Below are 25,409 nucleotides of genomic sequence, written 5' to 3' on the forward strand. Positions count from 1 at the left end.
CGGGTGACGCGTAGCGAGCCCGGCTTATAAAACAGCAAACTCTTTATCCAGCCTGCTGTACCCCAGCCCGTTAATCTTTTTCACTTTGATCTGCACCGGGATGCGCTCCTTCATCGCCTCGACGTGGCTGATCACGCCAATGGTTTTGCCGCTGGCATTCAGCGCATCCAGCGCATCCAGGGCGGTATCCAGCGTTTCGCTGTCCAGGGTGCCGAAGCCCTCGTCGAGGAACAGCGAATCAATTTGCGTTTTGTGGCTCACCAGGTCGGAAAGCGCCAGCGCCAGTGCCAGGCTTACCAGGAAACTTTCCCCGCCGGAGAGGGTGCGGGTATCGCGCACGGCATCCGCCTGCCAGGTATCCATCACCTCCAGCTCCAGCGCGTCGCTGGACTTGCGTTGCAGCAGATAGCGGCCATGCAGACGCATCAGCTGCTGGTTGGCGAGCCATACCAGGTTGTCGAGGGTTAAGCCCTGGGCAAACTTACGGAAGCGATCCCCCTCTTTGGAACCGATCAGCGCGTTAAGATACCCCCAATCATCCGCCAGACGGGCCGCCTCCTCAATTTGCTGCATCAGTGCCTGCTGGTGCTGGCGATTGTCGCTGTCCTGCTTAAGCTGCTGGCGGATCTCTCCCTGGCGGGTGGTATTTTCCCGCAGTTTCAGGCCGAGCTGCTGAAGCTGTTCCTGCAGAGCCGGCGCGTCCGTCGTCAGGCCCGCCGGACGTTGTTCCAGATGTTCGTTCAGTCGTTGTCCGGCCTGCTGAAGCAGGGCCGTGGTCTGCTGGATCTGATTCTCCAGCGTCTGTTTCAACTGCTCCAGACGCCGAACCGTATCGCCATCCAGCAGGGCCGCCAGAAACGCCTCCCGATCGCTAAAGATGCTGGCAGCCAGCGCGGCGGCAAACTGCGCCTGCGATTGTTGTAAACGTTCGCTTTCCAGCGTGTACTGCTGCTGTAGCGTGGCGAGCTGGCTTTGCAGGGAGACGCACTCGGTATGGATTTCACGCCAGTTATCCGGGATCGCACTTTCCGCCTGCGTGGAATCCGTTGCCGGAAGGGTATCCAGCAGCGGTGCCAGGGCGGTAATGCGCTCCCGCAGGGCGCTGTGCTGAGACTGCCGCTCTTGCCAGGCCTGCGACTCTTTTTCCCGTTCCGCAAGCCAGGCCGACTCGGTACCGTCCTCCGGCGCCGCCAGCGACAGGGCATGAAGCGTTTGCGCCATAGCCGTACGCGTTGTCAGAAGCTGCTGCTGATAAAGCTGGAGCTGGACTTCCTCTTCGCTCAGATGGCTTTGCAGGGTCAGGCGCTGGCTCAGCTGGTAAAGCTGCTGTTCGTACTGCTCCTGTTTAGCCAGCCACGGGGCGATATCGTCCTGAATGCTCAACTGCACAGAAAGAGTTTCACACACCGCATTCCACTCTTTAGTGAGCGCTTGCTCATCCTGAGAGAGCGTCTGCGCTTCGCTTGTTTCGCGCTGAAGCTGGCTGTTTAGCGCATTCACTAGCCCCAGAACCAGCAGGCCTTCTTCTTTGAGTGCGGCGACCTCTTTTTCCATCGCATCCCGGCGGCGCTGGTTTCCGGTGAGCGCCAGAGCCTGATATTGGGCAATGGCCGGATGTTCGGTAGAGCCGCAGAGCAGGCAGGGCTTTCCGGCCTCCAGTTCCGCCCGGTAGCTCTCCAGCTTCTTAATCTTCTCTTCCTGCTCACATAAGGTTTTGAGATCGAGATAGTGCTGGTTTTTCTCTTTGTACTGCTGGCGGCGCAACGTCAGGGTTTCGTTCAGTTTTGCCAGCTCGGCCTGGGCCTTTTGCACGCTTTCGCTATTCTGCCGCAATCGCTGTTGCAGGGGTTGATAGCGGGCATGCAGGGTGGTCAGGCGCTGACGTGCCGTGCGGGACTGCGTCTGCAGTGCCATCTCGCTGGCGGTCTGTTCCGCGGTAAGCGTCAGGGCGCTCTCCGGTAATCCCGCCAGCTTCTGGCGTAACGCCGTGATACGACCGATCAGCGTCGCGATCTGGGTTTTATCGCGATTAAGCTGGGTGAAGTGGGCGCGCCAGCCTGCAATTTCCTGGCCCCACTGGCGGAAGCGGTCGTGGTCGGTAAGCCACTGGGTGAGTGCAGTCAGCTCGGTTTGCAGCCTGTCGTGCGTGCGCAGCGCCCCGTTACGAATACCTGAACGCAGCGCCGTCCTGGACTGTAAGCGAGTATTCACATCCAGCATCTGCTGTTCCGTCTGCGAAAGCTGGGCAAGCTGCTCCTGCTGCCGCTCCCAGTGCGGGCGCAGCAGGGCCGCAGGCTGGGCCAGATGCAGTTTTTCCAGCTCGGGCGTGGCGTCCGTCAGGGCCTGCAGCGCCTGCTGCTGCGCGGCCTTCGACCGCTGTTGCTCCTGCACCAGCTCATCGTGGCGGGTAAGCCATTGATAATCTTTCTGGAGTCCCTGCTGCTGTGCCAGCAGTTGCGCTTCTTCGTCAGTAAGTACCTGCAAACCTTGCTGAAGCTGCTGTAGCTGCTCTTCGCTGAGCAACACCACGCCGGCAGCCTGGGCCTGGCGCTTCTCCAGCTCGCTGCGCGCCGCCTTATGTTTTTCAAACACCATGGCGGAGATCTGGCCGTAGATTTCCGTGCCGGTCAGTTCCTCCAGCAGTTCGGCGCGCTCTTTCGGTTTAGCGTTCAGGAAGGCGGCGAATTGCCCCTGGGATAAGAGCATCGAGCGGGTAAAGCGGTCATAGTCCAGCCCGGTCAGAGAGGCAACCAGCTCCAGCTTGTCCTTCACTTTATCTGCGAGGATCTTACCGTCCTTGCACTGGGCGAGCTCCACGCGGGGCACCTGCAGGTTGCCGTCCGGCTGGTTGCGCGCCCGGTTCTGGCTCCAGAATGCACGGTAAGCTACCCCTTTGACTTCAAATTCCACCTCGGCAAGGCACTCAGCGGTGTCGCGGGTCATCAGATCGTTTTGCGATTGCGAGACGGTATTCAGGCGCGGCGTCTCGTGGTACAGCGCCAGGCAGATGGCATCCAGCAGGGTGGTTTTACCCGCGCCGGTTGGGCCGGTAATGGCAAACAGGCCATTGCTGAGGAAGGGCTCGGCGGTAAAGTCGATTTTCCATTCGCCCTTGAGCGAGTTAAGGTTTTTCAGGCGCAGGCTGAGAATTTTCATGCCTCATCCTCCTCATTGCTGAGGGCGTGGATCGTGTGGCTGAACAGCTCGTTTAGCCGGGCCCGCTGGATCTCATCCAGGGTTTCCTGGGCGAGTCGGCGCTCAAAAACCTCCTCAACCCGCAGCTCGCTGAGGGTTTCACGCAGGTTGCTGGCAAGGCTTCTCTCGCGCTGCTCGCGACTGCGCCGCACCAGCAGGACCTCTACCGGCAGATCGTCCGTCAGCTGCTGGATCTTACGCTGCATATCGTGCAGGTACTCCTCGGTGGTGAGTTCGATATCCAGCCAGACGGGAGGCGTCTGCTCCACGCCGCGCCACTGCTCAAGCTGAGCGGTAATGGCCGCCAGATCGCCCTTCAGCACCGCCAGCGGTTGGGTAATGGGCACCTCAAGCGATTCGACACTGCTGAGCTTGCCCTGGTCGAAACTCACCAGATGGACGCATTTACTTTTGCCGGTTTCATCAAAACTGAGGGGAATAGGGGAGCCGCAGTAGCGGATATGTTCGCAACCGCCAATCATCTGCGCCCGGTGGATATGGCCCAGCGCAATATAGTCAACGGCCGGGAAATGTTGCGCGGGAAACGCATCCAGCGTACCGATATAGATGTCACGTACCGCGTCACTTTTACTGGCGCCGACGGTGGTGAGATGCCCGGTGGCGATAATCGGCAGTACGCTGTCGCCGCGAAGCGCGCAGGCCTGGGTATATTGCTCGGCATAATAGTGGGTAATGGCTTGCAACAGCTGCTGCTGTTTCTCAAGCCCGGAGAGGCCCGCCTGGCTTCGCACCACGTCCCGGGGGCGTAAAAACGGGATCGGGCAGAGTACCGCGCCGGGGGTGCCGTCGCGTTTGCGCAGAATTTGCGGCCCGTGTCCGGCGCTGGCGACCACGGTGGTGTTGAGAAACGCCAGGATCTCGCGGGACTCATTCAGCGTGGCGACGGAATCATGGTTGCCGGCCACAATCACCAGATGGCAGCCGGTTTTTTGCAGATTGACTACGAAACGGTTATAGAGCTCGCGCGCGTAGCTGGGCGGCGAGCCGGTATCGAAAATATCCCCGGCCACGAGGATGGCATCCACGTCATGCGATTGCGCCATCTCAAGCAGCCAGTTGAGAAACGCTTCATGTTCGGCGGCGCGGCTTTTGCTGTAAAAATTTTGTCCCAGATGCCAGTCCGAGGTGTGAAGTATGCGCATAACAGATCCGTGGCAAAAAATGGTTAGCGGGATTATAAACTTTCAGGGGGAGGAAGATAACCGCTACAATCGGGGCTGCCATAAAACAACGGCTTGCCTTTATGAGCGGGCGCGTTTTTCATAAATCTGTCATAAATCTGACGCATAATGACGCCGTATTACAAACATGTAACCTTAATAAGACAGGGCTAAGTATGGCGAGACGTATTCTGGTCGTAGAAGATGAAGCACCCATTCGCGAAATGGTCTGTTTCGTGCTCGAACAAAATGGCTTTCAACCGATAGAGGCCGAAGATTACGACAGCGCGGTGAACCAGCTCAACGAACCCTGGCCCGATCTGATCCTGCTCGACTGGATGCTGCCTGGCGGCTCTGGTCTGCAATTCATCAAACATATTAAACGTGAAGCGTTAACCCGCGATATTCCGGTGATGATGTTAACGGCCCGCGGCGAAGAGGAAGATCGCGTTCGCGGTCTGGAGACCGGCGCGGATGACTACATTACCAAACCGTTTTCCCCGAAAGAGCTGGTGGCGCGCATTAAAGCCGTCATGCGCCGTATTTCACCGATGGCGGTGGAAGAGGTGATTGAGATGCAGGGGCTGAGTCTGGATCCTACCTCGCACCGCGTAATGACCGGTGAAAATCCCCTCGATATGGGACCAACGGAATTCAAACTGTTGCACTTTTTCATGACCCACCCGGAACGCGTCTACAGCCGCGAGCAGTTGCTCAACAATGTCTGGGGCACTAACGTCTATGTTGAAGATCGCACGGTGGATGTGCATATCCGCCGTTTGCGCAAGGCCCTGGAAACCAGCGGTCACGATCGCATGGTGCAGACCGTCCGCGGCACGGGTTATCGTTTCTCAACCCGTTTCTGAACAATGACAGGAGTGTGACGCGTGCTGGAACGGCTGTCATGGAAAAGGCTCTGTTTTGAACTGATACTCTGCTGTATTCCGGCCCTGATCCTCGGGGCTGTTTTCGGTTATTTACCCTGGTTTTTGCTGGCGGCAGTCACGGGATTGCTGATCTGGCACTTCTGGAATCTGCTCCGCCTCTCATGGTGGCTATGGGTTGACAGAAGTATGACCCCACCGCCAGGAAGCGGCAGCTGGGAACCTCTGCTGTATGGTCTGCACCAGATGCAGATGCGTAATAAAAAACGCCGACGCGAGCTGGGCAGCCTGATCAAACGCTTTCGCAGCGGCGCCGAATCGCTGCCGGATGCGGTGGTATTGACCACCGAAGAGGGGGCGATGTTCTGGTGTAACGGACTGGCGCAACAGCTTCTTGGCCTGCGCTGGCCGGATGATAACGGGCAGAACATCCTCAACCTCCTGCGTTATCCGGAGTTTGCGCAGTATTTGAAGAAACGCGATTTTACCCGCCCGCACAATCTGGTCATGAACAACGGTCGCCATCTGGAGATCCGCGTGATGCCCTACAGCGACCAGCAGTGGCTGATGGTGGCGCGTGATGTGACGCAAATGCACCAGCTTGAAGGGGCGCGGCGCAATTTCTTCGCCAACGTCAGCCACGAGCTGCGCACCCCGCTGACGGTATTGCAGGGCTATCTGGAGATGATGCAGGAGCAGACGCTGGAAGGCGCGCCGCGGGAAAAAGCGCTGCATACCATGCGTGAGCAGACGCAGCGCATGGAAGGGCTGGTGAAACAGCTGCTGACCCTCTCGCGCATTGAGGCGGCGCCAACCCTGGCGCTGAATGAAACCATCGACGTGCCGATGATGCTGCGAATGCTGGAGCGCGAAGCGCAGACCTTAAGCCAGCAGCAGCACCAGCTCACCTTTGAGGTGGATAACAGCCTCAAAGTACGCGGCAGTACCGACGAGCTGCGCAGCGCCATCTCTAACCTGGTCTATAACGCGGTGAATCATACCCCGCCTGGCACCCACATCACCGTGCGCTGGCAGCATGCGCCAACGGGAGCGGAGTTCAGCGTGGAAGACGATGGTCCCGGTATCGGCCCGGAGCATATTCCGCGTCTTACCGAACGTTTTTACCGGGTGGATAAGGCGCGCTCCCGGCAGACGGGGGGCAGTGGTCTGGGGCTGGCGATCGTTAAACACGCCATTAATCACCACGACAGCCGCCTGGATATCGTCAGTACGCCGGGGAAAAGTACGCGTTTTAGCTTTGTGATCCCGGAACGTTTGATTGCCAGTAATAGCGCCTGACGGCGTCACTGTAATCAGAAATTGCCACAGGCCAGCCAATGCTGGCCTGTTTGCTTTGCAGTTCAGCGCAGCGCGAATAAATATTATACGCCTGTTGCTTTTTTGTTCGCATGATTAGCCATGAGTTTTTCTTATAAATGGTTTATTATCCCACTTCTAACTTTCGAGTTGGCATATTGTTCTGGTTTTGAGATCCCATATTGCCTTTAAACGTTATAAGCGTTTAAATTACCACCCTGATATCGTCGGACAGACTGTATTTGCGTGGTAAATCGAAAAACTATTCTTCTCCACGCCGGTAGGGAAGCATTTCCCGCTGAGGTTGCACATTTTTTCCGCTGTTTTGTTCCGCAACGGATAGCGAAAAATTCAACGTTTTCAACACCACATCCACAGGCAGTAAGGTTTTATGACCCATCAATTGAAATCGCGCGACATCATCGCGCTGGGCTTTATGACATTTGCGCTGTTCGTTGGCGCTGGCAACATCATCTTTCCTCCCATGGTTGGCTTACAGGCGGGTGAACACGTCTGGACCGCTGCGATTGGCTTTTTAATTACCGCGGTTGGCCTGCCGGTGCTGACCGTCGTTGCGCTGGCGAAAGTCGGCGGCGGCGTGGATAGCCTGAGCACCCCTATCGGGAAAGTGGCAGGTATTCTGTTGGCAACCGTCTGCTATCTGGCCGTCGGCCCGCTGTTTGCCACCCCGCGTACCGCGACCGTCTCCTTTGAAGTGGGGATCGCTCCGCTGACCGGCGACGGCGCTATGCCGCTGTTGATCTACAGCCTGATCTACTTTGCTCTGGTGATTCTGGTCTCCCTCTATCCGGGCAAGCTGCTGGATACCGTGGGTAACTTCCTCGCGCCGCTGAAAATCGTGGCCCTGATTGTCCTGGCCGTGGCTGCCGTTATCTGGCCTGCTGGCCCGATCAGCGATGCAATGGACGCCTACAAAAATGCCGCGTTCTCTAACGGCTTTGTCAACGGCTACCTGACCATGGATACCCTGGGCGCGATGGTGTTTGGTATCGTCATTGTGAACGCCGCCCGTTCCCGCGGCGTGACCGAAGCGCGTCTGCTGACCCGCTACACCATCTGGGCGGGTCTGATTGCGGGCGTAGGCCTGACATTGCTCTATCTGGCGTTGTTCCGTCTGGGTTCTGACAGCGCGGCCCTGGTAGACCAGAGCGCAAACGGCGCGGCTATCCTGCATGCCTATGTTCAGAACACCTTCGGCGGTTCGGGAAGTTTCCTGCTGGCGATCCTGATCTTCCTGGCCTGTCTGGTGACGGCGGTGGGCCTGACCTGCGCCTGCGCCGAGTTCTTTGCCCAGTATCTGCCGCTCTCTTACCGTACGCTGGTGTTCATCCTCGGTATCTTCTCCATGGCGGTCTCTAACCTCGGTCTGAGCCACCTGATCCAGGTCTCCATTCCGGTGCTGACGGCCATCTACCCGCCGTGTATCGTGCTGGTGGTGCTGAGCTTCACCCGCGGTTGGTGGAATAATTCTTCCCGAATTATTGCCCCGGCCATGTTTATTAGCCTGCTTTTTGGTATCCTTGACGGCATCAAAGCATCGGCTATCGGCGATAAGCTCCCTGCCTGGACACAGCGTCTGCCGCTGTCCGAACAGGGCCTGGCCTGGTTGATGCCTACCGTTGTTGCACTGGTTCTGGCCGTAATCTGGGATCGTGCTGCGGGGCGTCGGGTAACGTCGAACGCGCACTAATCAACGGATTAATGTTCAACCACGGGGCTTATGGCCCCGTGGTTTTTTGTTTTTTTTGTGTTGAATGGCAAGACGTAAATGGAAAGCTCTAACAAACTGAAGCGGGGCCTTACCGCCCGCCACATCCGCTTTATGGCGCTGGGTTCTGCGATCGGTACTGGTCTTTTTTATGGCTCGGCAGATGCCATCAAAATGGCCGGTCCCAGCGTTTTGCTGGCGTATCTTATCGGCGGTGTTGCCGCTTATATCATCATGCGCGCGCTGGGGGAGATGTCCGTTCATAACCCCTCAGCCAGCTCCTTCTCCCGCTATGCGCAGGAAAACTTAGGCCCACTGGCGGGCTATATCACCGGCTGGACCTACTGCTTCGAAATCCTGATTGTCGCCATTGCCGACGTAACGGCCTTCGGCATCTATATGGGCGTCTGGTTCCCGGCGGTCCCGCACTGGATCTGGGTGCTCAGCGTGGTGCTGATCATCTGCGCTATCAACCTGATGAGCGTGAAGGTGTTTGGCGAACTGGAGTTCTGGTTCTCCTTCTTTAAAGTGGCCACCATCATCATCATGATTGCCGCCGGTATTGGCATCATTATCTGGGGTATCGGCAACGGCGGTGAACCAACCGGCATCCATAACCTGTGGAGTAACGGCGGCTTCTTCAGTAACGGCTGGATAGGCATGGTGATGTCGCTGCAGATGGTGATGTTTGCCTACGGCGGGATCGAAATTATCGGTATCACCGCCGGGGAAGCGAAAGATCCGGAGAAGTCTATTCCGCGCGCCATTAACTCGGTGCCGATGCGTATCCTGGTCTTCTACGTGGGCACGCTGTTTGTGATCATGTCCATCTATCCGTGGAACCAGGTGGGCACGAACGGTAGCCCGTTTGTGTTGACCTTCCAGCATCTGGGGATCACCTTCGCCGCCAGTATTCTGAATTTCGTGGTGCTCACTGCGTCGCTCTCCGCCATCAATGCCGACGTATTCGGCGTGGGGCGTATGCTGCACGGCATGGCCGAGCAGGGCAGTGCGCCGAAGGCCTTCGCCAAAACCTCCAGTCGCGGCACGCCGTGGGTGACGGTGCTGGTGATGACCGTGGCGCTGCTGCTGTCGGTCTATCTCAACTACATCATGCCGGAGAATGTCTTCCTGGTGATCGCGTCGCTGGCAACCTTTGCCACCGTCTGGGTCTGGATGATGATTCTGATGTCGCAGATTGGCTTCCGTCGCCGTCTGTCGCCTGACGAGGTCAAAGCGCTGAAGTTTAAAGTGCCGGGCGGCGTGGCAACTACCGTTGCTGGCCTGATCTTCCTGGTCTTTATTATCGGCCTGATTGGTTACCACCCGGAAACCCGTATCTCGCTGTATGTCGGCTTTGCGTGGATTGCGCTGTTGCTGGTGGGATGGGTGTTCAAACGCCGTCGCGAACGCCAGTTAGCAGAAGCTCAGTAACCGAAATGCCCGGCAAACGCCGGGCATTTTTCTCCTCCCCCTTCCTCCTCCCCCAATAAATCTCTCCATGAGGAGGGAACATCAACTACCCTGTGGCAAGGTGGCCTCATTTCTGGGAAAGGGGATAAAAGATGTTGAATGCATGGCACCTGCCGGTTGCCCCATTTGTTAAACAAAACAACGACAAACTTGTCATCACCCTGTGGCTGACAGGGGAAAACCTGCCTGAGCGGGTGACGCTTCGCGCTGAATTCGATAACGAAGAGACCTCGCTGCCGATGCATAAGCAGCGCAGCCAGCCGCAGCCCGGCGTCACTGCCTGGCGGGCGACCATTGACACGACGAAAGGGCAGCCGCGGCACCGCTACAGCTTTAAAATGCTCTGGCATAACCGCCAGCTGTGGTTCACCCCGCAGGGCTTCAGCCGCTTTCCGCCAGCGCGGCTGGAGCAGTTCGCCATTGATTACCCGGATGCCGGGCCGCAGTGGGTGGTCGAGCAGGTTTTCTATCAGATCTTCCCGGACCGCTTTGCCCGCAGCCAGCGGCGCAACCCTGAGCTGGACAAAACGTATTATCACCATGCCGCAGGCCATGAGACGATTTTCCGCGCGTGGGACGAACCGGTCACCGCCCAGGCGGGGGGCTCCACCTTTTACGGCGGGGATCTCGACGGCATCAGTGAAAAGCTGCCTTATCTGAAAAAACTCGGCGTCACGGCACTCTACCTCAATCCGGTGTTTGTCGCCCCCAGCGTGCATAAATACGACACCGAAGATTACCGCCACGTGGATGAGCGGTTTGGCGGCGATGAGGCCCTGTTACGCCTGCGGGAGAATACCCAACGGGAGGGAATGCGCCTGATCCTGGACGGGGTGTTTAACCACAGCGGGGACTCCCACGCCTGGTTTGATCGCCACAACCGCGGAACCGGCGGCGCCTGTCATAACCCGGACTCGCCCCAGCGCGACTGGTACAGCTTTGACGATGAGGGCCGCGCCCTCGACTGGCTGGGCTATGCCAGCCTGCCGAAGCTGGATTATCAGTCGTCAGGCGTGGTGAACGAGATCTACGGCGGCGAGGAGAGTATTGTTCGTCACTGGCTGAAAGCGCCGTGGAATATGGATGGCTGGCGGCTGGATGTGGTGCATATGCTCGGAGAAGAGGGTGGGGCGCGCCATAATCTACAGCATGTCACCGGGATCACCCGTTCGGCGAAGCAGGCCAATCCGGAGGCCTTCGTCTTTGGCGAGCACTTTGGCGACGCCCGCCAGTGGCTGCAGGCCGATGCAGAAGATTCGGCGATGAACTACCGCGGCTTCACCTTCCCGCTGTGGGGCTTCCTTGCCAACACCGATATATCTTACGATCCGCAGCACATCGACGCTGAAACCTGCGTGAAATGGATGGATAACTACCGCGCCAGCCTGTCGCATCAGCAGCAGCTACGCATGTTTAACCAGCTCGACAGCCATGACACCGCCCGCTTTAAGTCGCTGCTCGGTAAGGATGTCGCCCGCCTGCCGCTGGCTGTCACCTGGCTGTTTACCTGGCCTGGGGTGCCTTGTATCTATTACGGCGATGAGGTGGGGCTCGACGGCAACAATGACCCGTTCTGCCGTAAGACCTTCCCGTGGGCACCAGAGAAGCAGGACAAAGTGCTCTTCAGCCTGTACCAGCGGTTGGCGAAGTTGCGCAAGCAGAGTCTCGCCCTGCGCTACGGCGGCTGCCAGGTGGTCTACGCCCACGATAACGTGGTGGTGTTTGTTCGCGTCTATAATCAGCAGCGCGTGTTGGTGGCGATTAACCGGGGCGAGGCCTGCGAAGTGGTGCTGGAAGATTCACCCCTGCTGGCGGGGAAAACGTGGAAGAGCAAAGAGGGTAAAGCGACGTTCCAGGACGGCGTGCTCACGCTTCAGGCAATCTCCGCTGCGGTCTGGTTCGGTAGTTAATATCGGGCGGAACGGCTACCACCTTTTAAGATGGCGTAAATGCAACGATTTGTGTCAATCTTAACGGATCGTTAACGGTGAAGGTGGAAACATGGACGAGCTTTACATCCTTGGCTGTCTGTTCCTGATTTTTGCGCTGGTGGTTGCGCCCGTGCTTGCGGTTATCGGATTTAATCGAAGCACGGCGGCGAAACAGGAGATCGCCCGGCTTCGCCAGCGCATTGAGGCTCTTGAGCAGCGCGGCGTGGCGGAGAAAGCGCCGGAGCCTGAACAGGCCGCTGCGCCGGTGGTCGTGGCTGAGCCAGTGGTTGACGACGCGCCCGCGCCTGTCGACCCCTGGCGCCCGGATATTCCCGCTGCCGCGGCAGAACCCGCAACCGCTCCGGCTCCCGCGCCCGCGGTAAAACAGCCTTCTGCCTTTGGCGGCATACTGACGTCGCTGGTGCGCTGGTTCATGCAGGGCAATCCGCTGGCGAAGCTTGGGATCCTGCTGCTTTTTCTCGGTCTTTCATTCCTCCTGCGCTATACCGTCGAGCACGCCCTTTTCCCGCTTGAGCTTCGCCTGGCCGCGACGGCGCTGTTTGCCATGGTTCTGCTGGCCCTCGGGTGGCGGCTGCGGCACAGACAGCGCGTCTATTCGCTGATCCTCCAGGGTGGAGCGACAGGCATCCTCTATCTGACCGTCTTTGGCGCCTTCCGGCTCTGGCAGATGTTGCCGATGACGCTGGCCTTTGCGCTGCTGGTGGTCATTTGCGTGGCGAGCGTCGGGCTGGCGGTGCTGCAGAGGGCGCTGAGCCTCGCTATGCTGGCGAGTCTCGGCGGGTATCTTGCCCCGCTGCTGTTGTCTACCGGAGGCGGCAGCTTTGTGGCGCTGTTCTCTTTCTACCTCCTGCTTTCCATCGGCATTCTCGCTATCAGCATCTGGCAACACTGGCGCGAGCTGAATCTGCTCGGGCTGCTGTTTACATTCGGCGTGGGTGGCCTGTGGGGGCTAAGCGACTACCGGCCTGAAGACTATGGGGTCTGCCAGCTGTTCCTGATTGCCAATACGCTGATATTCGGCGTGCTGAGCGTGGCGCTGTCGCTGCGGGCGCAGGAGAAAGGAAAGCAGATTATCGACGGCGTGCTGCTGTTTGCCCCGCCGCTGGTTGGTTTTGGAATGCAGTACGGCATGACTCAGCACTGGACCTACGGCCCGGCGCTCAGCGCGCTGGGATACGGTGCGTTTTACCTCTCGCTGGCGTTCCTCGCGCTGCGGCGCTATCCCTCCCTCGGACGGCCGCTGGTCATGGCGGCGCTGGCGATCGGCGGCGGGTTTGCCACGCTCGCCATTCCGCTGGCGCTGTCGGCGCGCTGGACGGCGATGGCCTGGGCGCTGGAGGGGCTGGGTATCCTCTGGCTGGGCGTGCAACAGCAGCAGCGGCGCATGAGCTATAGCGGGACGGCGCTTCTGGTGCTGGCGCTGGGTAGCGCGCTGTGGGCGCAAACGAACGGTGTGACATCGCTGAGCCTGCTGCTTATCTTCGCCGTCCTCAGTCTTTGCTGGCTGGCTGCGGCTTGGCTGTGGCGGGAAATCGTTCTGCCCGTCAGTTGGGTACTGCTGGCAGGTGGGCTGCTGTTCTGGATAGTGGGGCTGCTGGGCGCGTCGCAGCTGATGCTGAAGCAGGAATTATCTGTTCTGGCAGGCGTGCTGGCGCTCTCGGCCGCGTCGGTCTTGGGTTGGCGGCAGGCGGCCGCTCGTCTGGCGTGGCGGGAGCTGGATGCCAGCAAATGGCTGCTCTGGCCGCTGATGCTGCTGATGATGGCTTATCAGATCTGGCATCAGCAGATCTTTGCCGCTGGCTGGTCAAATCTGGCCTGGTGCGTTGCGCTTCCTGCCGCACTGATGCTGCTGCGGCGCGACGGTAAAAGACTCCTGCCGCGCATCGCGATGGGTCTGCATCTGTCGCTGTTCTGGATGATTTTACTGGCGCTGGCCGCTGAGCTTTACTGGTTTGCCCGGTCGCTGCCGTGGGGAATGGCGGCCTGGGGCAGTGGACTGGCGATGGCCGCGGGTGGCGGTTTGATTATGGCGCTCTCTGCGGCGGTACGGCGTCGCGGGTGGCCGTTCCGGGAGTGGCCTGCGCTATACGCCTGCCTGGCTCCGATCCCTGTTGTCGTGGCGCTGTTGGTGTTGTTGGTCGTGACCAATTTCCAGGACGGCGTGGTCTATCGCCAGACCTGGCTGCCGCTGGTGAACCCGCTTGAGGAAGGTGCCGCGTTCGCGTTGCTGGGGCTGGTGGTCTTTTATCGGGCGGTGGATCGTTACTATCCCGCGCTGCTTTCGCAAGCCCGCCCGTGGCCTGCCGTCGCGCTTATGGCGTTTGGCTTCTGGTGGCTTAACGGTGCGCTAATGCGCGCGCTGGCCTGGTATGGCGACGTGGCCTGGAATATGGCCTCGCTGTGGGATTCCCGGCTTGTCCAGACCTGTTTTGCCCTGTTCTGGATGCTGAGCGCGCTGGTGGTCATGATCCATGCCACCCGTCGGGCTTCCCGGCAGGAGTGGCTCTGCGGCGCTGCGCTGCTGGGTGTCGTGATGGTTAAACTGATGCTGGTAGACAGCGCGGGCGGAGGCGGGCTGTCGCGCGCGGTGGCGTTTATCGGCGTGGCGATCCTGGTACTGATCGTAGGTTACTTCTCACCGCTGCCGCCCAAAACAGGAGATGAAAAATGAAATGGATGAAAGCGGTAGCGTGTAGCGCGCTGCTGGCGCTTTCCGGCCCGGCGTTTTGCGACGAGGGACAAACGGAATCGCCCCGGGACTATGCCTTTGGACGTTCACTGGATACGTCCGTCTCTTCCCAGTGGTATCGGGTGATGCTGCCGCTTGCCGTCTATGAGCAGAGCACGTCACCCGATCTGCATGATGTCCGTGTCTTTAATCAGTCGGGCGAGCCGGTTCCCTTCAGCCTGGTCACCGCGACGCGTCCGCAGGCGTCAGTGCAATCCACACCACTTCGCCTCTTTCCTCTGAACGCCTCGCCGCTTGCACCTGCGCGCGGGGATGAGGATAGCGATAAAATCCTGCTCCGCTCCCGAAACGGCGTAGAGATTGTGCTCGAGGGGCAAAAAGCCGCCGCAGCCGGGCAACATTATCTGCTGACCTTGCCGGAGCAGACGACGGGCGAGATGGCCCTGTCCCAGTTGCAGCTGCTCTGGAATAGTCCTCAGACGCCGTGGCAGGGAACGGCGTCGGTCTATTACAGCGAGGATCTTAAGCAGTGGTATACCCTGCGCGAGGGTATACCACTGCTGGACGTCGTCAGCGGCCAGGATCGCCTTAAGCTCGATCGGATCGATACCGATATGGTTTTATCTCCCGATGCGAATCGCTATCTTATGTTGGTGCTGAATACGCAGAGCCAGGAGATAACCCTGACCGGCGTAAACGCAATTAGCGCACCTGCGCAGGCGGCCCCGGAAGAGATCAGCCTGGAGGGGGAAGGAGAACAGTTATCAACAAGTGAAGTTCAGTGGCACTGGACGCGGCCGCAGCCGCTAAGTGCTGTCAGCATCTCACTGAATGGCGATGGCGTGCTTCCCGTGGAGATAGCGTGGCGGAGTAGCGAAAAAGAGGCATGGCACCCGCTGAAAAAAGTGGTTCTCTACCGTCTGGAAGGGAAAATGTCTGCACCGGTTTCGCTTAACGGGGGCCTGGTGCAGGCGGTGAAAATCACGACGCTGAATGCGCGTTTGCCAGAATACCTGCCGAGCGTCACGGGGCATCGCGACCGCTATGACCTGGTGTTCAACGCGCAGGGGAAAGCGCCGTACGTGCTTGCCTGGGGCAACGGAGCGGCAAAGCCTGCCAGCGTGGAGCCCGACATGCTGATCCCTGCCGATCTGCGCAAAACCTATGATATGGCAAACCTGCCGCAGGCTGACATTCAGGATAATGTCGCGTTAGGCGGCGAGGGGCGTCTGACCGCCACCTCCGCGGCCGAGCGGGAGAGCAGGATGAATACGCTGCTGGTGTGGGGCGTGCTGATTGCGGGCGTGATTTTGCTGGCCGGTATGGCCTGGCGCATCTGGCGGGAGACACAGCGTAAGGCATAAAAAAAGGCCCGCATCTGCGGGCCTTTTTCGTAAACCGTGCCAATTACAGGCTGGATACGTTCTCAGACAGGTATTTAGCAACGCCGTCTGGAGACGCGTTCATACCTTCTTTACCTTTTTCCCACTGAGCCGGGCACACTTCACCGTGCTCTTCGTGGAACTGCAGCGCGTCAACCATACGCAGCATTTCGTCGATGTTACGACCCAGCGGCAGATCGTTCACCACCTGGTGACGCACGATGCCGTTCGCGTCGATCAGGAAGGAACCACGCAGGGCAACGCCCGCGTCCGGATGCTCGATACCGTAAGCCTGCTGGATTTCGCGTTTGATGTCCGCAACCATCGCGTATTTCACTGGACCGATGCCGCCGTTGTCGACAGGGGTGTTACGCCATGCGTTGTGTACAAACTCAGAGTCGAAGGAGACGCCAACCACTTCTACGCCACGCTTCTGGAACTCTTCGTAACGCTTGTCGAACGCGATCAGCTCAGACGGGCAAACGAAGGTGAAGTCCATCGGCCAGAAGAACAGAACGGTGGCTTTACCGTTGGTGTGCTGTTTGAAGTTGAAGTTCTCAACGATTTCACCGTTGCCCAGAACGGCTGCAGCTGTAAAATCCGGAGCCGGACGAGTTACCAGAACCATATGATTCTCCTGTAATTACTAAGGTTATTTAGAACGCAACGCGGGCCAGTATAGAGAGTGTTCACCTGAAAGACAAAGAGGCGTTGACAATCGTTAACCCAGCTTTTACCTATCAATCACATTTATATTAAAGCTGCTTATGTTTCGCCTGTTCCATCATCCGCGGATAAAACTGCCAGAAACGGGTCTCCAGGGCGTCGTAATGGGCATCCAGATCCTGCCAGGAGTCGCGCAGGGCATCGAGACGCGGACGGCGGCTGGCCATGCCGTTAAGCACTCGCTGAATAAAATCCATCTCGCTATAGCGCTCCAGCCAGCGCTCCGACCACAGATAGCTATTCAGATTCACAAAACGCGGCGGTGAATCGGGCAAAATGATCGCCACCTGCGCATGGGCGTAGCGGACAAACTCCGGCAGCGGCATCTCCGGGGAGAGCTGAGCCCAGTGGCGGGAGACAAAGTGATCCCACATCACATCCAGCGTAATGGGCGCCACGCGCCGGGTCTCCGGGCGGAACCACTCCTTTGCCTCTTTGACCTCGGGCAGGTTGTCGGTGAGGACATCAATCCGGCGGTGCATGAAGATGCCTTCCACCACGTCGGCGGGATACGCCTCAGCGGGGTTGCCGCGCACGAAGTCGGCCAGCAAGTTGCCGGAAAGGGAGCTGTCAGCGAGATGAGCGAGGTGCAGGTGAGCGAGAAAATTCATGCGATTCGTTATCCGAAGCGAGGCTAGTTGTTGCAGCAAAGAGGTGTGAGCACTAGACTAAGCCGCCTGTTTTTAAGTCACGAGTATATGCCATGCGCGTCGCCGATTTCTCTTTTGATTTACCCGAGTCCCTGATTGCCCACTATCCTATGCCGGAGCGCAGTAGCTGTCGCTTATTGTCGCTGGATGGGCCGACGGGTGCGCTGACGCACGGTACCTTCACCGATCTGCTCGACAAGCTCAACCCGGGCGACCTGCTGGTGTTCAATAACACCCGCGTGATCCCGGCCCGTCTGTTTGGCCGTAAAGCCAGCGGCGGCAAAATTGAAGTGCTGGTCGAAAGAATGCTCGATGATAAACGTATTCTGGCACATATTCGCGCTTCCAAAGCACCGAAGCCGGGCGCGGAGCTGCTGCTGGGGGATGACGAGAGCATCAATGCCACCATGGTGGCGCGCCACGATGCGCTCTTTGAAGTGCAGTTCAACGATGAGCGTCCGGTACTGGATATCCTCAACAGCATCGGCCACATGCCGCTGCCGCCGTACATTGAGCGTCCGGATGAAGAGGCCGACCGCGAGCTGTATCAGACCGTCTATAGCCAGAAGCCTGGCGCGGTAGCAGCGCCGACCGCGGGCCTGCACTTTGATGAACCGCTGCTGGAGAAACTGCGCGCAAAAGGCATTGAGATGGCGTTTGTGACCCTGCACGTCGGCGCGGGTACTTTCCAGCCGGTGCGTGTGGACAGCATTGAAGACCACATCATGCACTCCGAATATGCCGAAGTGCCGCAGGAGGTTGTGGATGCGGTACTGGCAGCGAAAGCGCGCGGTAACCGCGTCATTGCGGTTGGCACCACCTCGGTTCGCTCGCTGGAAAGCGCAGCCCAGGCCGCCAAAAACGATCTGATCGAACCCTTCTTTGGCGACACACAAATCTTCATCTATCCAGGTTATCAATATCAGGTGATCGACGCGCTGGTAACGAATTTCCATTTGCCGGAATCGACCCTGATCATGCTGGTATCGGCATTTGCGGGTTATCAAAACACCATGAATGCTTACAAGGCTGCGGTAGAACAAAAATATCGGTTTTTTAGCTACGGTGACGCGATGTTTATCACGTACAATCCGCAGGCTTTGAATGAACGTGTCGGGGAATAAGTCCGCGGCACTGGTTTAACGCGCCGGACTGTTTTTCTGGTGCAGGAGAAAAAATGAAATTTGAACTCGATACCACCGATGGTCGCGCTCGCCGTGGCCGCCTGGTGTTTGATCGTGGCGTAGTAGAAACGCCCGCTTTTATGCCTGTGGGCACTTACGGCACCGTAAAAGGGATGACACCGGAAGAAGTTGAAGCCACTGGCGCGCAAATTATCCTCGGTAACACCTTCCACCTGTGGCTGCGTCCTGGTCAGGAGATCATGAAGCTGCACGGGGATCTGCATGACTTTATGCAGTGGAAAGGACCGATCCTGACCGACTCCGGCGGCTTCCAGGTCTTCAGCCTGGGTGATATCCGCAAGATCACCGAAAAGGGTGTGCATTTCCGCAACCCGATTAACGGCGACCCGATTTTCCTCGATCCTGAAAAATCAATGGAGATTCAGTACGATCTCGGCTCCGATATCGTGATGATCTTCGACGAATGTACGCCACATCCGGCGGACTGGGACTACGCCAAACGCTCGATGGAGATGTCGCTGCGTTGGGCGAAGCGCAGCCGCGACCGTTTTGATAGCCTCGGCAATAAAAATGCGCTGTTTGGCATTATTCAGGGCAGCGTTTACGAAGATTTACGCGATATCTCTGTTAAAGGTCTGGTAGAGATAGGTTTTGATGGCTACGCTGTCGGCGGTCTGGCTGTAGGGGAGCCGAAGGAAGATATGCACCGTATTCTGGAGCATGTTTGCCCGCAAATTCCAACAGATAAACCTCGATACCTGATGGGCGTCGGTAAACCAGAAGATCTGGTTGAAGGCGTACGTCGCGGCATTGATATGTTCGACTGCGTTATGCCGACCCGCAACGCCCGTAATGGTCACCTGTTCGTGACCGATGGCGTGGTAAAAATCCGTAATGCGAAGCATAAAAGCGACACCAGCCCACTCGATGCCGAGTGCGATTGCTATACCTGTCGCAATTATTCTCGTGCCTATTTGCATCATCTTGATCGTTGTAATGAAATACTGGGCGCGCGACTCAATACGATTCATAACCTTCGCTATTACCAGCGCTTAATGGCTGGTTTACGCAAGGCTATTGAAGAGGGTAAATTAGAGAGCTTCGTGACCGATTTTTACCAACGACAGGGTCGGGATGTTCCACCTTTGAACGTTGATTAATTTATTTAATGAGGGAAATTTAATGAGCTTTTTTATTTCTGATGCGGTAGCGGCAACAGGTGCACCGGCGCAGGGCAGCCCGATGTCTCTGATTCTGATGCTGGTGGTGTTCGGTCTGATCTTCTATTTCATGATCCTGCGTCCACAGCAGAAGCGCACCAAAGAGCACAAAAAGCTGATGGACTCCATCGCGAAAGGCGATGAAGTGCTGACTAACGGTGGTCTGGTAGGTCGTGTAAGCAAAGTCGCTGATAACGGCTATATCGTTATCGCACTGAACGATACCACTGAAGTGGTTATCAAACGTGACTTCGTTGCTGCCGTTCTGCCGAAAGGCACCATGAAAGCGCTGTAATTAACTTTTCCCAAAGGGAACTGCCGTGTTAAACCGTTATCCTTTGTGGAAGTACGTCATGCTGGTCGTCGTCATTGTCGTCGGCCTGCTGTATGCGCTTCCCAACCTGTATGGTGAGGATCCGGCTGTTCAAATCACTGGCGCGCGCGGCGTCGCCGCCAGTGAGCAAACGCTGATCCAGGTCCAGAAAACTTTACAAGAAGAAAAAATTACCGCTAAGTCTGTGGCACTGGAAGAGGGCGCAATTCTTGCTCGCTTCGACTCCACCGACACGCAGCTCCGCGCTCGTGAAGCGCTGATGGGCGTGATGGGTGATAAATATGTCGTGGCGTTGAACCTTGCTCCTGCAACGCCGCGTTGGTTAGCTGCTATCAACGCTGAGCCGATGAAACTCGGTCTCGACCTGCGTGGCGGCGTTCACTTCCTGATGGAAGTGGATATGGAAACCGCACTGGGCAAACTCCAGGAACAAAATATCGACAGCCTGCGTAGCGATCTGCGCGAAAAAGGCATCCCTTACACCACCGTGCGTAAGGAAGATAATTACGGGATGAGCATCGCGTTTCGCGACAGCAATGCCCGCGACCAGGCGATGGATTATCTGACCCAGCGTCATCGTGACCTGGTGCTCTCTTCTCAGGGCAGCAACCAGTTGCGTGCGGTGATGACCGATGAGCGTCTGAAAGAAGCGCGTGAATACGCGGTTCAGCAGAACATCAACATCCTGCGTAACCGTGTAAACCAGCTCGGCGTTGCTGAACCGCTGGTACAGCGTCAGGGTGCTGACCGTATCGTGGTTGAACTGCCAGGTATCCAGGATACCGCGCGTGCCAAAGAGATTCTCGGCGCAACCGCGACCCTGGAATTCCGTCTGGTTAACACCAACGTCGATCAGTCTGCTGTCGCATCTGGCCGCGTTCCGGGCGACTCTGAAGTGAAACAGACCCGTGAAGGCCAGCCGGTTGTGATGTACAAGCGTGTGATCCTGACCGGTGACCACATCACTGACTCCACCTCCAGCCAGGATGAATACAACCAGCCGCAGGTTAACATCTCGCTTGATAGCGCGGGTGGTAACATCATGTCTAACTTCACCAAGGACAATATCGGTAAGCCGATGGCGACCCTGTTCGTGGAGTACAAAGACAGCGGTAAAAAAGATGCCAACGGTCGTGCGGTTCTGGTGAAAGAGGAAGAGGTGATTAACATCGCCAATATCCAGTCTCGCCTGGGTAACAGCTTCCGTATCACCGGTATCAACAACCCGAACGAAGCCCGTCAGCTGTCGCTGCTGCTGCGTGCCGGTGCGCTGATTGCGCCAATTCAGATTGTTGAAGAGCGTACCATCGGTCCAACCCTTGGGATGCAGAACATCACTCAGGGTCTGGAAGCGTGTCTGGCGGGTCTGGCGATCTCCATCATCTTCATGGTCTTCTTCTACAAGAAGTTTGGTCTGATTGCGACCTCTGCGCTGATTGCAAACCTGGTGCTGATTGTCGGCATTATGTCCCTGCTCCCGGGGGCAACGCTGACCATGCCAGGGATTGCGGGTATCGTTCTAACCCTTGCGGTGGCGGTCGACGCCAACGTACTGATAAACGAACGTATTAAAGAGGAACTGAGCAATGGTCGCTCAGTCCAACAGGCGATTGACGAAGGTTACCGTGGCGCTTTCAGCTCCATCTTTGATGCGAACGTAACCACACTGATTAAGGTTATTATCCTGTATGCAGTGGGTACCGGCGCGATCAAGGGCTTTGCTATCACCACCGGTATTGGTGTGGCAACGTCAATGTTTACCGCTATCGTCGGCACCCGTGCCATCGTGAACCTGCTGTACGGCGGCAAGCGCGTTAAAAAGCTGTCTATCTGAGGAGTGCGTTGTGGCACAGGAATATACTGTTGAACAATTGAACTACGGCCGTAAAGTCTGGGACTTTATGCGCTGGGACTACTGGGCCTTTGGCATATCAGGTTTTCTGCTGATTCTGTCCATCGCCATCATCGGCGTGAAGGGCTTTAACTGGGGTCTCGATTTTACCGGTGGTACGGTAATTGAGATCACCCTGGAAAAACCGGTCGATATGGACCAGATGCGCGAGTCGCTGCAAAAAGTGGGCTTTGAAGAGCCGCTGCTGCAGAACTTCGGCAGCAGCCGTGACATCATGGTGCGTATGCCGCCGGTGAAGGATGCCAACGGCAGCCAGGAGCTGGGCAGCAAGGTCGTGACCGTGATTAACGAAACGACCAGCCAGAATGCGACGGTAAAACGTATCGAATTCGTTGGCCCGAGCGTGGGTGCTGATCTGGCCCAGACCGGTGCGATGGCGCTGCTGGTGGCGCTGCTCTGTATCCTGGCGTATGTCGGCTTCCGCTTCGAATGGCGTCTGGCTGCCGGGGTGGTTATCGCTCTGGCGCACGACGTGGTGATCACCATGGGCGTTCTGTCGCTGTTCCATATCGAGATCGACCTGACCATTGTGGCCTCGTTGATGTCGGTTATCGGTTACTCGCTGAACGACAGTATCGTGGTATCGGACCGTATCCGTGAAAACTTCCGTAAGATCCGTCGCGGTACGCCGTACGAAATCTTTAACGTGTCGTTGACCCAGACGCTGCACCGTACCTTGATCACCTCCGGGACTACCCTGATGGTGATCCTGATGCTGTATCTCTTCGGCGGTCCGATTCTGGAAGGCTTCTCGCTGACCATGCTGATCGGTGTTTCCATCGGTACGGCCTCGTCCATCTACGTGGCGTCCGCACTGGCACTGAAACTTGGCATGAAGCGCGAGCACCTGCTCCAGCAGAAAGTCGAAAAAGAAGGGGCGGATCAGCCGTCTATTCTTCCGTAACCCGGCCTCTGCTTAAAAAAACCGTAGCCTCAGTGCTGCGGTTTTTTTTATCATTAATAAAACAGGGCAACGTACAACGGGGTTTGCTCCAGCGTTTGATACACCTCTGGCTATTACTCCCCAAAATTCTACGCGACTGGAAAGCGGCTATCGCGACAAAGCGTTAAAACAATTTTCTGTGGGTGATGCTGCGTCGGAACCTGTTAGTGATGCGATAGCTTCGCCATACGACTTAAAATCATGGATGCTTTTTGCACGTTTAACACGGATGTTAGTTAATGAAAAATACGCACTATTTCACTTTGCAGTTTCACGGTTTTACTGCGGGCAACAATCCCAAAAGCAGCTATCTGCGCCTGATAACACCTCAGCATACTTTTTATACTGATAAGTCTTTTTTTGATGAAAATGTCAACTTTGACCTGTTAAAGCCGGGCAGCCAGATCTTTATGGGTACCCATCGTTTAAACGATGGAAGTTACTGGATTGACTGGATTACAGACGGCACTGTAACGCTAAATACGGCGGGTGCACGCCCAGCCTTACCTCTTCCTTTTATCCGTCTATTTACCAGCGTCACAGTATTTTTTGTTTCCGCCTCGATGATGTTTACATCAGGTTATTTGATGATGCTGCTGTTTTTCGTTGTCACGATGATCTTGCTCACCTATGGTCTGGAGGATCTCCATGCCGTGTGTTTGAGAACTTCACCGCGCGTTAGAGAACTACTGAAAAGGCTGGAACAGGCAAAACGCGGTGATACGGCATTTTGCAAAGATATTGGCTGTTCGTTGTTAACGCTGCCGTTTCCTGATGCGATGCCAAAAGGTTTCTCTGATTTTGGCCCGCAGTTGAGTGAGATAAAACATCAGGTCACTGCGGTCAGAGGGGGGGAGTGGACATCATACATTTCTGATAACTCCGGCATAGCGCTCGTGTATGTTTGTCAGGGAAGGCCGTTATCACTGAACTGGCGAATGGGCGATCCGACATGGCGTAGCCAGATGAATAAAATTTTGCCCTTTTTCTATAAAGTGCATGCGCCTTTTATCGGCGTTGGCGACCACCTGTTAACTATTTTTAACCACCACAGTAATCAAGCAGTCGGTATCTATAACTATACTGACGGCAGCTGTTATATCACTAACGGAAACTGGTATCGCAGCGATCAAAGCGTCGCGACATTTTATCATTCTGTTCTGTTCATTTTCGCCCCTTGCATGCTGGTGATTGCATTGCTGTTTGGGGCTGGCTTTGCCTTGAGCGCGGGTGAATTCCACTGGAACTGGCATGCTATCGGCAGGGCGATTGAGACGCTGATTTCAGTCATCTTCATGTGCTGTGGCGCACTTCTCGGGGCAAGTGACCTGGCGATTCAACTTACCCGCTTGTGCTCAAAACGCGTGTCTTACTGGCTACGTCTGCGTAAGCAGCTTGAAAAATTACGCAAAGAACGACAGCGTTCCGGTTACGTGCAGGAGATCTGGTAATGTTCTCAACCTTCCCCCGACGCTGTCTGTGTGTGGCGATTTTACTGGCGATTAGCTATTGGCTCAGTCCATTTACTTTTTAGCAGACCGGTATTGTCATAAAAAAGCACCGAACGAGCATTTCGTCCGGTGCTTTGTTTTCAAGCTAGTCTTCTGGAACAGATCAGAAGTTGTAACCCACAACCAGGTAACCACCCCAGCCGGTAGAACGAACACTGAAGTCACCGTCGCCGAAGTTCAGGCTGGCGTCGTCGTTCCACTGGCCACCGTTGTGCCAGTAACGCGCTACTACAGAGTAATGCCAGTGATCGTAGTTCAGCGCCAGAATGTGGCTGGAGGCGATAGAGTCGTTGGTGCGCGCTTTCTTACCGTTCAGGTCACGGAAGTCATTGTCGCCCAGATCTGAACCCCAGTCAAAGTTGGTGAAGCCGATATAGCTCAGGTTACCGCCCCACAACTGGGTGATTGGCACGAAGTATTTCACTTTGAAACGGTAGCCATCCCACTCGTTTTCATTCGCCGCGCCATAGTTCTGCCACTGGTATTTCGCATAGACGTTCATGGACAGGCTCATCGGCAGACCGGTGTCGATGTCAGTACCCAGACCCATGTACCAGGTGCTCTGGCGACCGGACTTGTTACGACCCATGTCATAGATGTAGTTGTTCGCGAAGTACCACTCTTTGAACGGACCAAACGCCAGGCTGGTGCCGGTCAGCTTGTCGATAGAGAAGCGTGGTTCGATCTCCATGAACAGTGGGGAACCGTGGTTCCAGATACCTTTGGCGTCAGTGTTACCGCCGAAGAAGACCGGCGCATCCATGTAACCATAGAAATCAAACCAGTCTTTCTTGGCAAACGCTTCGTATTCCAGGTAGGTATCGTTGCGGATCTGCGGTCCAAAACGGGTGTGATAGCTGCCGACGACGTTAACGCTCTGGTGCCACCAGTCGGAGACGTACTCTGGTTTATCGTTTTCCGCTGCCTGCACAGAGAACGTAGAAGAGAGCGCCAGGACTGCACCGGCTGCGAGTAATGTTTTTTTCATAATAATGCCACTGATTTGAAATCCCTGACGGGAGTGAAAAAGGCGCGAATTGCGTTTCTAAATATTTCGTGTTTCTGGGAGCCTATTATAGGAATCCTTGCTCACAAAAATATGTGTTGTTTCACAGTTCTCTCACATACGTAATCGATTGCGTTCACGTTTGCGTATTTTTGAAGGA

The 25,409-nt window shown here is 56.6% G+C and carries 18 protein-coding genes; 13 read left to right on the plus strand and 5 right to left on the minus strand.

The window, feature by feature from the left end; all coding sequences use genetic code 11:
- Positions 1 to 24: 24 nt before the first annotated feature.
- Both sbcC and sbcD read right to left on the minus strand, forming a co-directional pair.
- Positions 25 to 3,156, minus strand: coding sequence for an exonuclease subunit SbcC (gene sbcC, locus C3406_RS00505; protein ID WP_103824010.1), 3,132 nt, complete (start codon positions 3,154 to 3,156; stop codon positions 25 to 27).
- Positions 3,153 to 4,358, minus strand: coding sequence for an exonuclease subunit SbcD (gene sbcD / locus C3406_RS00510; protein ID WP_103824011.1), 1,206 nt, complete (start codon positions 4,356 to 4,358; stop codon positions 3,153 to 3,155). The genes sbcC and sbcD overlap by 4 nt, the downstream gene beginning before the upstream one ends.
- Before the next feature lie 194 nt (positions 4,359 to 4,552).
- Between sbcD and phoB the strand changes: the two genes are divergently transcribed.
- The 7 genes from phoB (at position 4,553) to C3406_RS00545 (ending at position 15,784) form a co-directional block, all read left to right on the plus strand.
- A complete protein-coding gene (gene phoB, locus C3406_RS00515; RefSeq protein WP_039031479.1) occupies positions 4,553 to 5,242 on the plus strand; it encodes a phosphate response regulator transcription factor PhoB in 690 nt (229 codons plus the stop codon).
- Positions 5,243 to 5,263: 21 nt separating this feature from the next.
- A complete protein-coding gene (phoR, locus tag C3406_RS00520; RefSeq protein WP_103824012.1) occupies positions 5,264 to 6,559 on the plus strand; it encodes a phosphate regulon sensor histidine kinase PhoR in 1,296 nt (431 codons plus the stop codon).
- A gap of 409 nt (positions 6,560 to 6,968) precedes the next feature.
- Positions 6,969 to 8,288 (plus strand): branched-chain amino acid transporter carrier protein BrnQ, encoded by a 1,320-nt coding sequence (gene brnQ, locus C3406_RS00525; RefSeq protein ID WP_103824013.1) that lies wholly within the window; start codon positions 6,969 to 6,971, stop codon positions 8,286 to 8,288.
- A gap of 78 nt (positions 8,289 to 8,366) precedes the next feature.
- Complete coding sequence (gene proY, locus C3406_RS00530; protein ID WP_103824014.1) at positions 8,367 to 9,740, plus strand: proline-specific permease ProY; 1,374 nt, start codon at positions 8,367 to 8,369, stop codon at positions 9,738 to 9,740.
- Between the two features lie 131 nt (positions 9,741 to 9,871).
- Positions 9,872 to 11,689 carry a maltodextrin glucosidase gene (gene malZ, locus C3406_RS00535; protein ID WP_103824015.1) on the plus strand — a complete coding sequence of 606 codons (1,818 nt, stop codon included), beginning with the start codon at positions 9,872 to 9,874 and terminating at the stop codon, positions 11,687 to 11,689.
- Positions 11,690 to 11,780: 91 nt separating this feature from the next.
- Positions 11,781 to 14,402 (plus strand): DUF2339 domain-containing protein, encoded by a 2,622-nt coding sequence (locus C3406_RS00540; RefSeq protein WP_103824016.1) that lies wholly within the window; start codon positions 11,781 to 11,783, stop codon positions 14,400 to 14,402.
- Positions 14,399 to 15,784: a DUF3999 domain-containing protein gene (locus C3406_RS00545; protein ID WP_103826471.1), complete on the plus strand. Its 1,386-nt coding sequence runs from the start codon at positions 14,399 to 14,401 to the stop codon at positions 15,782 to 15,784. The genes C3406_RS00540 and C3406_RS00545 overlap by 4 nt, the downstream gene beginning before the upstream one ends.
- Before the next feature lie 43 nt (positions 15,785 to 15,827).
- Here C3406_RS00545 and C3406_RS00550 read toward each other — a convergent pair whose 3' ends face one another.
- Both C3406_RS00550 and acpH read right to left on the minus strand, forming a co-directional pair.
- Positions 15,828 to 16,430 (minus strand): peroxiredoxin, encoded by a 603-nt coding sequence (locus C3406_RS00550; RefSeq protein ID WP_040076949.1) that lies wholly within the window; start codon positions 16,428 to 16,430, stop codon positions 15,828 to 15,830.
- 127 nt (positions 16,431 to 16,557) lie between these two features.
- On the minus strand, positions 16,558 to 17,139 hold the full coding sequence (gene acpH, locus C3406_RS00555; RefSeq protein WP_103824018.1) for an ACP phosphodiesterase: 582 nt from the start codon (positions 17,137 to 17,139) through the stop codon (positions 16,558 to 16,560).
- 92 nt (positions 17,140 to 17,231) lie between these two features.
- On the opposite strand from acpH, the gene queA reads away from it, so the two are divergent.
- The 6 genes from queA to C3406_RS00585 all read left to right on the plus strand — a co-directional run bounded on the left by queA (position 17,232) and on the right by C3406_RS00585 (position 24,183).
- Entirely contained in the window at positions 17,232 to 18,302 is a 1,071-nt protein-coding gene (gene queA / locus C3406_RS00560) for a tRNA preQ1(34) S-adenosylmethionine ribosyltransferase-isomerase QueA (RefSeq protein WP_103824019.1), read from the plus strand.
- A 53-nt stretch (positions 18,303 to 18,355) separates the two neighbouring features.
- The gene (tgt, locus tag C3406_RS00565) at positions 18,356 to 19,483 is read left to right on the plus strand and encodes a tRNA guanosine(34) transglycosylase Tgt (RefSeq protein ID WP_103824020.1); all 1,128 of its coding nucleotides are present in this window, start codon (positions 18,356 to 18,358) and stop codon (positions 19,481 to 19,483) included.
- A gap of 22 nt (positions 19,484 to 19,505) precedes the next feature.
- The gene (yajC, locus tag C3406_RS00570) at positions 19,506 to 19,838 is read left to right on the plus strand and encodes a preprotein translocase subunit YajC (RefSeq protein ID WP_032616800.1); all 333 of its coding nucleotides are present in this window, start codon (positions 19,506 to 19,508) and stop codon (positions 19,836 to 19,838) included.
- Positions 19,839 to 19,863: 25 nt separating this feature from the next.
- Complete coding sequence (secD, locus tag C3406_RS00575) at positions 19,864 to 21,711, plus strand: protein translocase subunit SecD (protein WP_103824021.1); 1,848 nt, start codon at positions 19,864 to 19,866, stop codon at positions 21,709 to 21,711.
- A gap of 10 nt (positions 21,712 to 21,721) precedes the next feature.
- On the plus strand, positions 21,722 to 22,693 hold the full coding sequence (gene secF, locus C3406_RS00580) for a protein translocase subunit SecF (protein ID WP_103824022.1): 972 nt from the start codon (positions 21,722 to 21,724) through the stop codon (positions 22,691 to 22,693).
- 278 nt (positions 22,694 to 22,971) lie between these two features.
- A complete protein-coding gene (locus C3406_RS00585; protein ID WP_103824023.1) occupies positions 22,972 to 24,183 on the plus strand; it encodes a hypothetical protein in 1,212 nt (403 codons plus the stop codon).
- A 163-nt stretch (positions 24,184 to 24,346) separates the two neighbouring features.
- On the opposite strand, the gene C3406_RS00590 is transcribed toward C3406_RS00585, so the two are convergent.
- On the minus strand, positions 24,347 to 25,231 hold the full coding sequence (locus tag C3406_RS00590; RefSeq protein ID WP_103824024.1) for a nucleoside-specific channel-forming protein Tsx: 885 nt from the start codon (positions 25,229 to 25,231) through the stop codon (positions 24,347 to 24,349).
- Positions 25,232 to 25,409 lie beyond the last annotated feature (178 nt).

Origin of the sequence: Leclercia sp. LSNIH8 (assembly GCF_002920195.1) — a bacterium.
Lineage (GTDB): Bacteria > Pseudomonadota > Gammaproteobacteria > Enterobacterales > Enterobacteriaceae > Enterobacter.

Coding starts and splice junctions, on each gene's coding strand:
- sbcC (WP_103824010.1), bottom strand. CDS start 3,156: ATGAAAATTCTCAGCCTGCGCCTGAAAAACCTTAACTCGCTCAAGGGC.
- sbcD (WP_103824011.1), bottom strand. CDS start 4,358: ATGCGCATACTTCACACCTCGGACTGGCATCTGGGACAAAATTTTTAC.
- phoB (WP_039031479.1), top strand. CDS start 4,553: ATGGCGAGACGTATTCTGGTCGTAGAAGATGAAGCACCCATTCGCGAA.
- brnQ (WP_103824013.1), top strand. CDS start 6,969: ATGACCCATCAATTGAAATCGCGCGACATCATCGCGCTGGGCTTTATG.
- proY (WP_103824014.1), top strand. CDS start 8,367: ATGGAAAGCTCTAACAAACTGAAGCGGGGCCTTACCGCCCGCCACATC.
- malZ (WP_103824015.1), top strand. CDS start 9,872: ATGTTGAATGCATGGCACCTGCCGGTTGCCCCATTTGTTAAACAAAAC.
- C3406_RS00540 (WP_103824016.1), top strand. CDS start 11,781: ATGGACGAGCTTTACATCCTTGGCTGTCTGTTCCTGATTTTTGCGCTG.
- C3406_RS00545 (WP_103826471.1), top strand. CDS start 14,399: ATGAAATGGATGAAAGCGGTAGCGTGTAGCGCGCTGCTGGCGCTTTCC.
- C3406_RS00550 (WP_040076949.1), bottom strand. CDS start 16,430: ATGGTTCTGGTAACTCGTCCGGCTCCGGATTTTACAGCTGCAGCCGTT.
- acpH (WP_103824018.1), bottom strand. CDS start 17,139: ATGAATTTTCTCGCTCACCTGCACCTCGCTCATCTCGCTGACAGCTCC.
- queA (WP_103824019.1), top strand. CDS start 17,232: ATGCGCGTCGCCGATTTCTCTTTTGATTTACCCGAGTCCCTGATTGCC.
- tgt (WP_103824020.1), top strand. CDS start 18,356: ATGAAATTTGAACTCGATACCACCGATGGTCGCGCTCGCCGTGGCCGC.
- yajC (WP_032616800.1), top strand. CDS start 19,506: ATGAGCTTTTTTATTTCTGATGCGGTAGCGGCAACAGGTGCACCGGCG.
- C3406_RS00585 (WP_103824023.1), top strand. CDS start 22,972: ATGAAAAATACGCACTATTTCACTTTGCAGTTTCACGGTTTTACTGCG.
- C3406_RS00590 (WP_103824024.1), bottom strand. CDS start 25,231: ATGAAAAAAACATTACTCGCAGCCGGTGCAGTCCTGGCGCTCTCTTCT.